At 72.2% G+C, this 14326-nt stretch carries 12 protein-coding genes; 5 read left to right on the top strand and 7 right to left on the bottom strand.

The window, feature by feature from the left end; all coding sequences use genetic code 11:
- Positions 1 to 5: 5 nt before the first annotated feature.
- The 4 genes from AB0C96_RS21200 to AB0C96_RS21185 all read right to left on the bottom strand — a co-directional run bounded on the left by AB0C96_RS21200 (position 6) and on the right by AB0C96_RS21185 (position 5032).
- Entirely contained in the window at positions 6 to 1679 is a 1674-nt protein-coding gene (locus AB0C96_RS21200; protein ID WP_362919219.1) for a sugar ABC transporter ATP-binding protein, read from the bottom strand.
- Positions 1680 to 1879: 200 nt separating this feature from the next.
- On the bottom strand, positions 1880 to 2881 hold the full coding sequence (locus AB0C96_RS21195; RefSeq protein WP_362919218.1) for a LacI family DNA-binding transcriptional regulator: 1002 nt from the start codon (positions 2879 to 2881) through the stop codon (positions 1880 to 1882).
- 542 nt (positions 2882 to 3423) lie between these two features.
- Positions 3424 to 3852, bottom strand: a complete 429-nt coding sequence (locus tag AB0C96_RS21190; RefSeq protein ID WP_362919217.1) for an organic hydroperoxide resistance protein — start codon at positions 3850 to 3852, stop codon at positions 3424 to 3426.
- Between the two features lie 160 nt (positions 3853 to 4012).
- On the bottom strand, positions 4013 to 5032 hold the full coding sequence (locus AB0C96_RS21185; protein WP_362919216.1) for an NADP-dependent oxidoreductase: 1020 nt from the start codon (positions 5030 to 5032) through the stop codon (positions 4013 to 4015).
- Positions 5033 to 5121: 89 nt separating this feature from the next.
- Between AB0C96_RS21185 and AB0C96_RS21180 the strand changes: the two genes are divergently transcribed.
- A complete protein-coding gene (locus AB0C96_RS21180; RefSeq protein WP_362919215.1) occupies positions 5122 to 5562 on the top strand; it encodes a MarR family transcriptional regulator in 441 nt (146 codons plus the stop codon).
- Positions 5563 to 5810: 248 nt separating this feature from the next.
- Positions 5811 to 6455 (top strand): disulfide bond formation protein DsbA, encoded by a 645-nt coding sequence (locus tag AB0C96_RS21175; protein WP_362919214.1) that lies wholly within the window; start codon positions 5811 to 5813, stop codon positions 6453 to 6455.
- Here the strand turns inward: AB0C96_RS21175 and AB0C96_RS21170 are convergent.
- Entirely contained in the window at positions 6448 to 8082 is a 1635-nt protein-coding gene (locus AB0C96_RS21170) for an MFS transporter (RefSeq protein ID WP_362919213.1), read from the bottom strand. The genes AB0C96_RS21175 and AB0C96_RS21170 overlap by 8 nt on opposite strands.
- A 170-nt stretch (positions 8083 to 8252) precedes the next feature.
- Here AB0C96_RS21170 and AB0C96_RS21165 point away from each other — a divergent pair, with 170 nt between their 5' ends.
- A complete protein-coding gene (locus AB0C96_RS21165) occupies positions 8253 to 9293 on the top strand; it encodes a TetR/AcrR family transcriptional regulator C-terminal domain-containing protein (protein WP_362919212.1) in 1041 nt (346 codons plus the stop codon).
- Positions 9294 to 9629: 336 nt separating this feature from the next.
- Here AB0C96_RS21165 and AB0C96_RS21160 read toward each other — a convergent pair whose 3' ends face one another.
- Together AB0C96_RS21160 and AB0C96_RS21155 are read right to left on the bottom strand one after the other, a co-directional pair.
- The gene (locus tag AB0C96_RS21160) at positions 9630 to 10928 is read right to left on the bottom strand and encodes a helix-turn-helix domain-containing protein (RefSeq protein WP_362919211.1); all 1299 of its coding nucleotides are present in this window, start codon (positions 10926 to 10928) and stop codon (positions 9630 to 9632) included.
- Between the two features lie 31 nt (positions 10929 to 10959).
- Entirely contained in the window at positions 10960 to 11106 is a 147-nt protein-coding gene (locus AB0C96_RS21155) for a hypothetical protein (RefSeq protein WP_362919210.1), read from the bottom strand.
- Positions 11107 to 11420: 314 nt separating this feature from the next.
- Here AB0C96_RS21155 and AB0C96_RS21150 point away from each other — a divergent pair, with 314 nt between their 5' ends.
- Positions 11421 to 12482, top strand: coding sequence for a DUF3068 domain-containing protein (locus AB0C96_RS21150; protein WP_362919209.1), 1062 nt, complete (start codon positions 11421 to 11423; stop codon positions 12480 to 12482).
- 574 nt (positions 12483 to 13056) lie between these two features.
- Positions 13057 to 14322, top strand: coding sequence for a glycosyltransferase family 4 protein (locus tag AB0C96_RS21145; protein ID WP_362919208.1), 1266 nt, complete (start codon positions 13057 to 13059; stop codon positions 14320 to 14322).
- The last annotated feature ends 4 nt before the right edge of the window (positions 14323 to 14326 follow it).

Below are 14326 nucleotides of genomic sequence, written 5' to 3'. Positions count from 1 at the left end.
TGATCTCAGCGGACATCGAAGCTCTCCCTCGCGCTCTCGTTGGGGTCGTTGCTCTTGTGGGTGCTGTCCGAAGACGGGGTGCCGTCCGATGGCCGGGTGCCGTTCGAAGACGGGGTGCCGTCCGATGACCGGAGCGCCAGCTCCATCACGGCGTCCTGGGTGGCCTCTTCGGCCGACAGCTCACCGGTCAACCGGCCCTGGGACATCACCAGCACCCGGTCGCTCATCCCGAGCACCTCCGGCAGATCGCTGGAGATCATCAGCACCGCGCGGCCGGACGCCGTCAGTTCGTTGATGAGCTGGTAGATCTCGACCTTGGCACCGACGTCGATACCGCGGGTGGGCTCGTCGAGGATCAGCACCCTGGTGTCCGCCAGCAGCCACTTGCCGATGACGATCTTCTGCTGGTTGCCGCCCGAGAGCGTCCGCGCATGCTGCGCCAGGCCGCTCATCCGTACCTTCAACTGCTCGGCGACGGTGGCCGCCCGACGCCGCTGGGCGCCGCGGTCCACCAGGCCGCCGCGGGTGTCGCGGTCGAGGCGGGCGAGGGTGAGGTTGTCCTGGAGCGACGCGTCCAGGACCAGGCCCTGGCCCTTGCGGTCCTCCGGTACGAGGCCGAGTCCGGCACGCATCGCGGCCCGTACGTCGCCGCGGGCCAGCTCCTCGCCGTCGATCTCGACGGTGCCGGCGTCATAGCCGTCCACACCGAAGACGGCCCGGGCGACCTCGGTACGGCCGGCACCGACCAGGCCGGCCAGGCCCACCACCTCACCGGCCCGCACCTCGAAGTCGATGCCCTCGAAGACCGGCCCGGCCGTGGCACCGTGGCGGGTCAGCCCGCGGACCCGCAGCAGCGGCGCGCCCGGGCCGTCGGGGCGCTGCCGGGGGTACTGCTCGGCGATGTCCCGGCCGACCATGAGGCGGATCAGCTCGTCCTCGTCGGTGTCGGCGGGCACCTCGGCCACCGAGCGGCCGTCGCGCAGGACGGTGACCCGGTCGCCGAGCGCGCCGATCTCCTCCAGGTGGTGGGTGATGAAGAGGATGCCGACGCCGGCGTCGCGCAGCTCGCGGACGATCGCGAAGAGCGTCTGGACCTCCTCGGAGGTGAGGACCGCGGTCGGCTCGTCCATGATCAGGACGCGCGCCCGCAGGCTGAGCGCCTTGGCGATCTCGACCATCTGCCTCCGGGCGATGCCCAGTTCGGCCACCGGGGTGTTCGGGGAGACGTCGAGGCGTACCCGGTGGAGCAGCTCGGCGGCCCGCGCCCGCATGGCCTTCCGGTCGACCAGGCCGAGCGCGGTGCGCGGCTGGCGGCCCAGGAAGATGTTCTCGGCGACGGTCAGCCCGGGGACGAGGTTGAACTCCTGGTAGATGGTGGCGATGCCGAGGCGTTCGGCGTCCTGCGCGGAGCGGATGGGCACCTCGTGCAGACCGCTGTGGGCGCCGTTCCGCCCGCCGTCCACGAGGATGCGGCCCGTGTCGGGGCGGTGGGCGCCGGAGAGCATCTTGATCAGGGTGCTCTTGCCCGCGCCGTTCTCGCCGAGCAGGACGTGCACCTCGCCGGTGCGCAGGCTGAGGTCCACGCCGTCCAGGGCGCGGACGCCCGGGAACGACTTCGTCACCCCCTCCACGCACAGCAGTTCGCGGCCGCCCGGTACGTCGTCGTTGACGCCGGTCATGCGCTGCCCCTCTCTCGTTCGGGTGGACGTTCTCGGGGTGGAACTCTTCGGGTGACGTGCTGGGTGTCGCGCTGGGTGTGGTGCTGCGTGTCGTGCTGGGTGGCGGGGCCCGGCGGGCCGGGACCGCCGTCGGCCGGGACCCGGTGGGACGGCCCCGGTGGGAGGCACCCGGTGGGCTCGCCCCGGTGGCGGGGCAGGGCTCAGGGGGCGGCCGGTTCGCCGCACGAGCGGCGGGTGACGAGCCGGGCCGGCAGCAGCACCGACTCCACGGGCCGGCCCTCGATCCGTTCCAGCAGGGCGTGTACGGCGGCCCGGCCCAGTTCGCGGGTGGGTTGGGCGATGGCGGTGAGCGGCGGATCGGTGTGCGCGAACCACGGCACGTCGTCGTAGACCACCAGCGCCATGTCGTCGGGGACCCGCAGCCCGCGGGCACGGAGTTCGTCCATCGCGCCGAGGGCCATCAGGTTGTCGGTGGCCAGCACCGCGTCCGGCGGCTCGGGGAGGTCGAGGAAATCGCGCATCACCCGCCGGCCGCCGGTGTGCTGGAGGTCGGGGGTGGCACCGACGCGTTCGTCGGGCAGGTCCAGGCCGTGTGCGGCCAGCGCCGTACGGAAGAGGTCGAGGCGCTCGTCGCCGGTGGGGGTGCCCGCCGGGGCGACGATGATCGCGGGCCGGCGGCGGCCGAGCGCGGCGAATCGGGCGGCGAGTTCGGTGAGTGCGGCGCCACCGTCGGCGCGGACACAGGGCGCGTCGACGCCGGGCACGGTGCGGTCCAGTAGGACCAGCGGGGTACCGGAGGCGACGACCTCGGTGAGCATGGCCGAGCCGGTACCGGCCGAGCTCACCAACAGGCCGTCGATCCGGCGGTCGAGCAGGGTGCGGATGTAGTCGTCCTGCTGCTCGGGGCGCTCGCCGGCGTTGCCGATGACCAGGCTGTAGCCGAGGCTCCGGGCGGCGTCCTCGACCGCGTCGGCCAGCTCGGTGAAGAACGGGTTAGTGAGGTCGCTGATGATCAGGCCGAGTGCGCCGGTGCGCGCGGTGCGCAGGGCGCGGGCGACGTTGTTGGGGCGGTAGCCCAGCTCGCGTACCGCGGCGAGCACCCGCTCACGGGTCTCGGCGACCGGGCTGTGGCCGTTGAGCACCCGGGAGACGGTGGCGACGGAGACCCCTGCCCGCTCCGCCACATCCTTGATGTTCGCCATGGCGCCGTTGCCGTTCCGTCCGTGCGACCGGGCACCGCCCGGGCCGGACGGCTTCGCGGATCGCGATGTCAGCGTGTAATCGATTTCTTGAGGGTGTGCAGGGGCTACGAAATCGATTACACGGCGGGTACGTCAAGACGCCGTGAAGGTGGCCCACATCACAACGGAGTGGCGGCCGAACCGGAGGCGGGAGCAAGGGGGGCGATGAAGTCCGCCGAGAACAGCGCGAGTTGGGGCGCCGGCACGCCGACTGAGCGGCACCCCTACGGCGCCCTTACGGCATCCCTAAGCCGCCCCTGCAACGCCCCTGCGGGCATCTACGCGCCAGGGGCCGCACCCCGTCATGGGATGCGACCCCTGGCACCGATTCTCCGGTTCGCCGGTTGGTTCGCCGGTTCTCCGGTCAGCGACGGATCAAGCGACGCCCAGCCGGACGTCAACGCGCGTCAGAAGACACTCCGCTCGACATCGACGGGCACCAGACGACGCCCAGCTCGACATCGACGGACACCAGACCACGCCCAGCTTGATGTCGATGCAGATCAGGCAACGCTCAGCTTGACGTCGATGTTGCCGCGGGTGGCGTGGGAGTACGGGCAGACCTGGTGTGCCTTCTCCACGAGGTCCTGGGCGGTGGCCGCGTCCACGTTCGGAATCGAGGCGGAGATCTCGACCGTGAGGCCGAAACCGCCGTCCGGGGTCTTGCCGATGCCGACCTTGGCGGTCACCCGGGAGCCGGACACGTCCGCGTTCTCCCGGCGGGCGACGACGCTGAGCGCTCCCTGGAAGCAGGCGCTGTAACCGGCCGCGAAGAGCTGCTCGGGGTTGGTGCCGGCGCCGCTACCACCCTGCTCCCTGGGCGGGTTGACGACCACGTCGAGCTTGCCGTCATCGCTGGCGACGCGGCCGTCACGGCCGTTCTCAGCAGTGGCGACGGCGGTGTAGACGACGTCGACGGTCTGGATGGACATACGAAATCCTCCTGTGTTTCGCCGCGACTCGCGCCCACGGATCGCGACGGCTCACCCCGAGCCTAACGGGCGGACGCAAGAGGGCTCCGCCCCTCCCCGCCCCCGGACCGACCGGACCGGACCGGAGGCGGGGCCGCTGATCGACCGTCGCCGAGGGTCGTCAGCCCTCCAGGCTCACGATCATCTTTCCGGTGTTCTCACCGCGGAGCAGGCCGAGGAAGGCCTCCACGCCGTTCTCGATACCGGACACCTTGGTCTCGCTGTACTTGAGCTCACCGGAGCGGATCCAGGCCGAGACCTCCTCGACGAACTTCGACTGGAGGCCGTAGTGGTCGCCGACCAGCAGGCCCTGGAGGCGCAGCCGCTTGCCGATCACCAAGGCCAGGTTGCGCGGCGCGGGGCTGGGCTCGGTGGCGTTGTACATCGAGATCATGCCGCAGATGGCCGCACGTCCGTGGACCTTGAGGGTGGAGATGGCCGCTTCGAGGTGGTCACCGCCGACGTTGTCGAAGTAGACGTCGATGCCGTCGGGTGCGGCCGCCTTGAGCTGGTCCGTGACATTGCCGTTCTTGTAGTTGAAGGCCGCGTCGAAGCCGTACTCCTCGACCAGGAGCTTGACCTTCTCGTCGGAACCGGCCGAGCCGATGACCCGGGAGGCGCCCTTGAGCTTGGCGATCTGGCCGACCTCACTGCCCACCGCGCCGGCCGCGCCGGACACGAAGACCGCGTCGCCCTCCTTGAAGGACGCCACCTCCAGCAGGCCCGCGTACGCGGTCAGGCCGGGCATGCCCAGCACGCCGAGATAGGCGGTGAGGGGGGCGAGGGACACGTCGACCTTGGCGGCGCGCTCGGCGTCCAGGACCGCGTACTCGCGCCAGCCGAGACCGTGCAGTACGTGGTCGCCGACGGCCAGGGAATCGGCGCGCGAGGCGATGACCTCACCGACCGCGCCGCCGTCCATCGGCTTGTCCAGCTGGAAGGGCGGGACGTAGGACTTCACGTCGTTCATCCGGCCGCGCATGTACGGGTCGACCGAGAAGTGCTTGTTGCGGACGAGGATCTGGCCCTCGCCGACCTCGGGCACCGCGGCCTCGCGCAGCGCGAAGTCCTCCGGGGTGGGCCAGCCGTGCGGGCGGGCGACGAGGTGCCATTCGCGGCCGTTCGTGGGCAGTGCAGACATGAGCGCGGTCCTTCCTAATACTTCAGATGCTGAAACAATAATGGGCCTCGATATTTCATGTTGTCAAGCATTTGGGTATCCTGGTGCGTATGACACCGCGCGCAGACCCCTTGACCATCGAGGTCGTCGATCTCATCGGCACCGTCGTGGCCCGCTACCACGAGGAGTACGAGCACGCCGCGGCCGAGCACTCCCTCACCGGCACGCAGGCCCGGGTGCTCCATCTGCTCTCGGTCGGGCCGCAACCCATGCGCAAGATCGCCCAGTGTCTGAAGTGCGAGCCGTCGAACGTCACCGGCATCGTGGACCGTCTGGAGTCCCGTGGCCTGGTCGAGCGCCGCCCCGACCCGGCCGACCGCCGCATCAAGCTGGCCGCCGCGACGACCGAGGGCGCGCGTACGGCCGAGGCGCTGCGCACCTCGCTCAACTTCGCCCGTGAACCCCTCGGTAGGCTGACGGTCGCCGAGCGCGCCCTGCTCAAGCAGCTGCTCCAGCAGATGCTGGGCGTCGCGCCCGAGCGGGCCGAGTGAGCCGAGCGGGCCGAGTGGGCGGAGTGAGCCGAGTGGGCGGAGTGAGCCGAGTGGGCCGAGTGCGGCGACCGGGCTGAGCGCGGCGAATGGGCCGTGCTGGGCCGTATTGGGCCGTGCTGGGTCGCATGGGGTGAAGAGGCAGGCCGAGCGAGCCGTGCGGCCGACTGCGCGGGGCCGGCAAAATGGCCCAGGATCACGGCCGCCAGGTGGACCGGGCGACCGGGCCGGTGGCCCCCTAGTCTCGGCGTATGAACAACCCGAGCCCCGGCCGCACGGCCGGCCCGAGCGTCCGCCCCTCCGTCGACTTCTACTTCGACCCCATCTGCCCGTTCGCCTGGATCTCCTCGCGCTGGATCCTGGAGGTCGAGCGCCACCGGGACCTCGACCTGCGGTTCCGGGTGATGAGCCTGTCCGTGCTCAACGAAGGCCGCACGGACCTCCCCGAGAAGTACCGCGAACTGCTGGACGTGGGCTGGGGCCCGGTGCGGGTGTGCATCGCGGCCGCCCAGGAGCACGGCGAGGACGTACTGCGCGACCTGTACACCGCGCTCGGCACCCGTATCCACACCAACGGGCGCGAGGACACCGCCACCGTCATCGAGGAGGCGCTGGCCGAGGTCGGGCTGCCGGCCGGGCTGGCCCACGCGGCCGGCAGCGAGGCCTACGACGATGCGCTGCGCAAGAGCCACCACCAGGGCATGGACCCGGTCGGCGAGGACGTCGGCACGCCCACGATCCATATCGACGGGGTGGCGTTCTTCGGCCCCGTCCTGACGGCCATTCCGCGTGGCGAGGACGCGGTGCGGATCTTCGACGGCACCCGCCTCCTCGCCGGCTACGACAGGTTCTTCGAGCTCAAGCGGACCCGCACCGGCGAGTTGGACTTCAGCTGACCGATCCGGGGGCCGCGGCGGGCCCGGGGGTGGTGGAGAGGGCGGTGGCCGTAGCCTCGTCGCTCGCGTCGCCCCCCTCGCCTTCGGCTCCCGTGGTACGCAGGCCTCGTAGCAACGCCACCGCCAGCACCGCGCCGAGCACCATCACGCCCGCGGCACCCAGCACCGCCGTCTGAAGCCCGTCCATGAAGGCCGACCGGGCCGCCGTCAGCAGCGCCCCGCCGACCCGGCCGGGAAGGTGGCCGGCCACCGCGGCGGCGCCGGCCAGGGTCTCGCGCACCGCATCGGCCGTCCCGGAGGGGAGCCCGGCGGGCAGTGCGTCGTCCATGCGACCGCGGTAGACCGCGCTCCCGATGCTGCCCAGGATCGCCATGCCCAGTGCGCCGCCCAGTTCGGTGCCGGACTCCAGGACCGCCGACGCGGAGCCGGCCCGTTCGGGCGGTGCGACGCCGATGGCGAGTTCGTTCCCGAGGGACATCACCATCACCAGGCCCGAGGCGTAGACCGACGAGCCCACCAGGACGTACCAGAGGGCCGAACCCGGCTCCAGCCACGACAGCCAGACGAAGCCGCCGGCCGCGACGGTGAAACCCAGGGCGATGACGTACGCCCGGTCCATCTTCTGGGCGAGCACGGTGGCCATCGGCGCCATGCCGCCCACCGCGAGCGTCGGCAGCAGGTTCCACAGCGCCGCCTCCAGTGGGCTCATGCCCCGTACGGTTTGCAGGTACTGGGTGAAGAACACCGCGCAGCCGACGACGGCGAACATCGCCAGCAGGTTCATCAGCACCGAGACGCTGAACCCGCGGTGCCGGAACAACTCCAGGTCGAGCATGGGGTGTCGGGCGGTGCGCTGGCGGTGGACGAACGCCGCGCCGGCCAACAGGCCGACGACCAGGGCGATGACGGGCGGCGCGGCCAGGCCGTTGCGGGCCGTCTCCTTGATGCCGTAGACGATCGGCAGCATGGTGAGCAGGGACAGCAGCGAGCCGGGCAGGTCGAAGCGGCCGGCCGCCGGGTTCTTGAACTCCGGCAGCAACAGCGGGCCGCAGACCAGCAGCAGCACCATCGCCGGTGCGTTGATCAGGAAGACCGAGCCCCACCAGAAGTGTTCCAGCAGCACCCCGCTGAGCACCGGCCCGATCGCGATCCCGCCCGTCGTCGCCACCGACCAGATCGCGACCGCCTTGCCGCGCTGCTTGGCGTCGTGGAAGAGGTTGCGGATCAGCGCCAGCGTGGAGGGCATCAGAGTCGCGCCGCCGACCCCGAGCAACGCCCGGGCGGCGATCAGCATCTCGGCGCTCCGGGCGTAGGCGGCGAGCGCGGAGGCCAGGCCGAAGAGGAGGGCGCCGGACAGCAGCAGCCGGCGCCGTCCGATGCGGTCGCCCAGGGCGCCCATGGTGATGAGCAGGCCGGCCAGGACGAAGCCGTAGACGTCCAGGATCCACAGCTGCTGGACGCTGCTGGGCTCCAGTTCGGCGGTGAGGAACGGCACCGCGAAGTAGAGCACCGAGACGTCCATCGAGACGAGGAGGCAGGGCAGCAGGAGGACCGCCAGCGCGGTCCACTCCCGGCGGCCGGCCGGCGGCGCCGGCACGGAGGCAGGCGTGTACGCAGTAAACGACATGGCTGACACGGTAAGCAGTGTGCGCTTACAGTGCAAACAGCATGCGCAGCAGGGGCGTTGGAGGTACATCACACTAGTGCACTCACCTAGTGCAAGACGCTGGTGGGGCACACGCTGCTACGCTCGCAGGCGGCGAGACCACCCTGGTGCACTAGTACGGAGGTTGCCCCGTGGAGCAGGTGGAACAGGTGGAACAGGTGGAGCAGTCCATTCCGCCCTATCGCCGGATCGTCGAGGAGATCCGGCGCCGGATCGACGCCGGCGAGCTGGCGCCCGGCGACCGGGTGCCGTCGACCCGGCGGATCACCCAGGAGTGGGGCGTGGCGATGGCGACGGCCACCAAGGTGCTGACGACGCTGCGCCAGGAGGGACTGGTGCGGGCCGTACCGGGCGTGGGCACGGTGGTCGCCGAACCGGAACCGCATCCGCAGGCCCCGCCGCCGCGGGCCGCCCGCGGCGAGGCCGCAGGTGAGCGGCGGCCGCGCGAGGCGGACAGCGGGCTGAGCCGCGACCGGGTCGTTCGGGCCGCGGTCAAGGTCGCCGACGCCGAGGGGCTGCGGGCGCTGTCGATGCGCCGGGTCGCCGCCGAGTTCGGGGTGTCCTCGATGGCGCTCTACCGGCACGTGGCCAACAAGGACGAGTTGGTGCTGCTGATGGCGGACGCCGTGTTCGAGGAGATCGAACTCCCCGAACCCGCACCGGAGGGCTGGCGCGACCGGATGGCGGCCGGCGCGCGGCTGCAATGGGAGCTCTACCACCGGCACCCCTGGCTGGCGCAGTACCTGTCCCTGACCCGGCCGCGGCCGATGCCGCGGGCGATGGCGCTGATCGAGTGGACCATGGCGCGGGTGACCGGGATGGACCCGTTGACCCTGATCCACATGGCCCTGACGCTGCTGAGCTTCGTCCTGTCCACCGCCGCCGGCCTGGAGGAGGACCTGGAGGCCGAACAGGAGACCGGGTTGGACCAGAGCCAGTGGATGGCGGCGATGGAGCCGACCTTCGAGGGCATCCTCAGCTCCGGTTCGTACCCGATGTACGCGGAGATGTCCGGGACCGAGGAGGGCCTGCTGAACCTGGACACCCTCTTCGAGTTCGGGCTGGCCCGCATCCTCGACGGGATGGAGGTGCTGGTCGAGCGGCGGGCGGCGGAGGGCGGGACACCTAGCGAGACGCCTAGCGGGACACCTAACGGGACACGTAGGGGGTAGGCGAACACTTCCCGTAGGGGATGCATGCGCCCCCTGCGGGGCCACAACGTGGTGGGGCGGGGTGGCATTCCGACGCAGCGAGGCGGGACGGGACGGCGGCCCGGCGGGGCGGCACAGCCCAACACGGCGGGGCGACAGCGGACGTCCGACGCGGCGAGGCGGGGCGACGAGGCGGGGCGACGGCGGCAGTCCGACGCGGCGAGGCGGGGCGACGGCGGCAGTCCGACGCGGTGAGGCGGGACGGCAGTGCAGCGCAGTGAAGCAGCCCAACATGGCGGGCGGGGTGGGGCGAGGTGGCCGCCCAATGAAGCGGGGCGAGGTGGCAGTCCCCGGGGCTCAGGTGAGTTCCCCGCGTAGCCGGCGGGCACGTAGCACCAGTTCCAGTTCGAAGCGGCGGTCCGGGTCGTCCATCTCTGCGCCCCATAACTCCCGTATCTGGCGCAACCGGTAGCGCACGGTCTGTGGGTGGACGCCGAGTCGCGCGGCGATCTCGGGAGCCCCGCCGCGGGTCTCCAGCCAGGCGAGCAGGGTCTCCTCGAGCCGCCGTCCGTGGGTGGGGCCACAGCTGTCCAGGGGCGCGAGGCGGCGGCGGGTGAGGTCGTCGATCAGCTCCTCGGGCGGCAGCAGGACGAGCGCCTCGGTGTGCTCGGTGCACTGCAACAGCTCCCCCGCGGGCAGCAGCCCGCGCTCCATCAGGTCGACCGCTGCGCCGGCCCAGCGCAGCGACTTCGCGGCGTCCAGCAGCGGTACGGCGGGGCCGATCGCGCCCGACCAGCCGGCCGCCGCGCGACCCAGCAGCTCGCACCGCCCGGGCGCGTCCGGCTCCGGCACCACCATCCGCGGCCGTTCGCACTCCATGTCCAGCAGCACGTCCGGGGCGACGGCCGGCGCCACCGCCTCGCGGGCCGGCCGCAGCAGGACCGCCACGGCGACGCGTTCGGGCAGCGACCAGCCGATCCGCGCGGCGCGCTCGGCGAGCACCGGCAGCGCCCCGGCCGGCCCGGACGCCCCGGACGACCTAGACGACCCGGACGCCCCAGACGCCCCAGACGGCCCAGACGGCCCGGCGCCAGTTCCCCGTCTCCTCCTGTCGGGGACGGTGAACAGCTGCTCCATCAGGCGGCGTTGCAGTCGGAGCCGCTCACCGGCCTGGCGGGCCGCGGCCTCGGCGTAGCCGCGTACCGACTCGGCGACCAGCCCGTCCAGGTACTCGAAGCCGGACTCGGCGAGCTCGTACATCGCGGGTGCCGGGATCGCGACCTGCTGGCCGATCTCGGCGAGCCGGCGCCAGGCCAGCCGGACACCCAGCCGGTAGATGGCCTGGAGCACGTCCAGGCTCCGGCCCTGGATGCCCTCGCCCCGGCCGAACTCCTGGAAGACCCGGGGGTGCACATGCGGACGGTCCAGACCGGACGCCAGGTGCGCCACGAAGTGCTCCAGCGACTGACGGATGCCGACCAGCGCCCGCGGTTCGCCGAACTCGTCCGGAACCAATGGCAGTTGGGGGTACTCGCGACGGATCTCGCGCAGGATGTCATGCGCCAGGGAGGGCACCTCGTCCAGCGCCAGCGCGGCGAACTGCCGCACCTGGTACGGCGGGACGTCCCGCCACGCCGAGCGGACGGCAGTCACCATGCCCCGGCACTCCCTCCCACGACCGGCCCGCCTACTCGCCGGTCCGGTCGAAGGTCACCAGCGGCACATTGGGCTGCTCGGGAGTCGCCTGGAGCGCCGTGACGATCCCGAGGGCGACGCCCACCGCCAGAGCGGCGGCGGCCAATGCGGTCAGTGCGGCGGCGAGCGTTCGGTGCATGACGCGGCGGCCCTTCGTCGATGCCGGAGACCATTGCCGGTCCCCGTCGAGGCTGGTACGGCACACGGCACGGCCCGCTGCGCACGCATCCCGTACGCACGCCTCGCGGCCGGCTCGGCGCCACGTCCCACAGCGCGGCACCACTCCAGTCGTGGTGCCTGCCGAGTGTGGAAGGGCATTGACGCCCTGTCAAGAGTTGGCCTACGTTCCCGGCCCATGGCGCCCCGGGCGGTCCGGCCCCGTTCCGCGGGACGTGCCCCGGCGCCCCGCACGTGCACCAGAGCGTGATCCCCACCACCTCCAGGAGTGCCCGTATGCCTGCTCGTACGCCCTCGCACACGCCCTCGCACACACCCTCCCGTACGACCGAATCCAGCGCCCCCGCCCGCCGCGGCGCCGCCGGACGCGCCGCCCCGCCGGGGGCGCTCGCCGTGCTGGGCCTCGGCGTCTTCCTGCTGGCCCTGGCCCCCCTGCTGGCCTGGTACGTCGCACCGCGGGCCAAGGTCACCCCGATCGACGTCGACGTCACCACCGTCTTCACCGGCACCGGAAGCTACTTCGACACCGGGGCGCTGCGGACCAGGGACCGGCAGAAGATCACCATCACCCGGCACGTACTGGGCGATGTCGCGGAGAGCGAGCGGAGTGGCCGGGCGGTGTGGGACGTCTCCACTACGGTCGACACCCCGCAGACGCTGCCCCTGAGGGACCCGCGCAAGGCCTTCCAGTGGACCACCGAGCGCTGGGTCACCGACCGGCAGACCAATGCCCCGGTGCACTGTTGCGAGGAGGCCCCGACCCGCTTCGACGGCGATGCCTACCTCAAATTCCCCTTCGACGTGCAGAAGAAGGGCTATCGCTGGTGGGACAGCACGCTGGGCGCAGCCGTACCGCTCCGCTTCGCCGGCACGAGGGAGGTCCAGGGCTACCGGGGCTACCGCTTCACCGGGACCGTGCCGCCCACCAGAGCCGGCAGCCGACAGGTGCCCGGGCGACTGGTGGGACGACCGCGGCAGGGCCAGATCCAGGCCGAGGAGTGGTACGCCAACTCCGGTATCGAGCTGGTCGTCGAGCAGCGCACCGGCCGGATCATCGACGCCACCATCTCGCCGCTCAAGACGCTGCGGGCGCCCGGCGCCCGACGCGACGCGGTCACCCTGCTGCACGGTGACCGGTTGCGGTTCACGCCCGCGACGCAGCGGGCGCAGGTGCGGCTGGCGCGGGCGGACAGCGACAAGCTGGCGCTGGTGGGCCGGACGCTGCCGGTGGGAGCGGCGGTGGTGGGCGGGGTGCTGACGGTGGCGGGGGCCGCGTGGGTGGCGCGCGGGCGGGGTCCGCGGCGGCAGCGGGACGAGCAGGGGCAGAGGGAGGAGTAGGGGCAGAGGGAGGAGTAGGGGCAGAGGGAGGAGTAGGGGCAGGGGGAGGAGTAGGGGCAGAGGGAGGAGTAGGGGCAGGGGGAGGGGCAGCGGGAGGAGCGGGGACAGCCGGTGGAGCGGGGGACAGCGGGAGGAGCGGGGGCGGGGATCCCGCAGCCCGGTTGCCCGGAGGCTTGTCGCTGCGTGAAGTGATGACCCGTCAGTCAGGGTCGGCCCGGATTTTGTCACGCCGGTGAGTAGCCGCCGCGAACGGAGGAGCGAAAACTGTCCACCCCACACGCAGACGGCCGGCCCACCGGTCGGCACAATTCCGCTTCACCACAGCAACACCACGAGAACACACCCGCACCACGACCGCACAACCGCACAACCGCACAACCCGTAGTCCGCAGCCCCGCAGCCCCGCAGCCTCACAGCCCCCGAGTCCCGAAGTCCCCCAGCCCCGAAGTTCCCCAGTCCCCAGTCCCCAGTCCCCCCGAGCATCGCTCCGCTGACGCAGCACGGACCCGCACGACTCAGTACGCAGTACGTCCCCCACCGCCGGTACCGCACCCTGAGACGAGTTGGATCGCACATGCCCCAGCACGTACGCCCGTCGCCGCCCCCGGCGCCACCCGTCCTGCCAGCCCCGCCGACCCCGTTGGCTCCGCCAATCCCATTGGCCCTGCCGACACCATTGGCCCTGCCAGCACCGCCAGCCTTGCCGACCCCGCAGGCCACGCAGGCCACGCCGGCCGTCGGTTCCCCCACCGACGGCCGGCCCCCGCTCCCCCGGCGGATCGTCTTCCTCGCCCGCCGCGACCTCGGCAACCCCGCCGCCGGCGGCTCCGAGCTGCTGGTCGACCGGATCGCCGAAGGTCTCACCGCGCACGGCCACGACGTCACCCTGCTGTGCGGCGGACCCGCGGCCCAACGCGACTACCGGGTGGTCTCCGCAGGCGGCGACGCCGGCCACTTCCTGCGCGCACCGCGCCAGCTCACCCGCCGGGTCGGACCCTGCGATCTGCTGGTCGAGGTCTGCAACGGCATGCCGTACCTCGCCCCGCTGTGGCATCGCGGCCCGACACTGTGCCTGGTCAACCACGTCCACACGGACCTGTGGCAGCTGCGCTACCCGGGCCCGGCCGCCCGGCTCGGCCGCCGCCTGGAACACTGGGCGTTGGCCGGTACCCACCGCCGCAATCTGCTCGTCGCGGTCTCCGGTTCGACCGCGTCCGCGCTGCGCGGCCTCGGCGTGGACGAGGACCGGATCCGCCTGGTGTACAACGGCGTTGCGGAGCCGGGACCGCTGGTCCCCAAGGCGCCGGAGCCGCTGTTCCTCGCCATGGGCCGGCTCGTCGAGTACAAGCGGATCGATCTGCTGTTGCGGCTGTGGGAGCGGGTCCGACCGGTGACCGGCGGCCGGCTGGTGATCGTCGGCGACGGCCCGGAGCGCGACCGGCTGGCCGCGCTCGCCGGGCCCGACACCACCTTCACCGGCCACATATCCGAGCAGCGCAAGCACGAACTGCTCTGCTCCGCCTGGCTGTTGCTGCACCCCTCGCTGGTCGAGGGCTGGGGACTGGTGGTCATGGAGGCCGCCGCCCGCGGCACCCCCGCAGTCGGCTTCGACATCCCCGGCCTGCGGGACTCCGTCGAGGACGGCGTCACCGGACTGCTGGCCCGCGGCGAGAGCTCGTTCGCCGCGCACTGGTGCACCCTCGCGCTCAGCGCCCGGCGCCGCGCCGCGCTGGGCGCCGCCGCGCGGGAACGCACCGCCCGCTTCCGATGGAGCCACACCGTCCGCAGCTTCCGTGCGGTCGCCGCGGAGGCCGTCCTCACCACGCCCCCGGGGCGGTGAGGCC

Source organism: Streptomyces sp. NPDC048506, assembly GCF_040651315.1.
In the GTDB taxonomy this organism is placed as follows: domain Bacteria; phylum Actinomycetota; class Actinomycetes; order Streptomycetales; family Streptomycetaceae; genus Streptomyces.
This window is presented reverse-complemented; position numbering and strand designations above follow the sequence as displayed.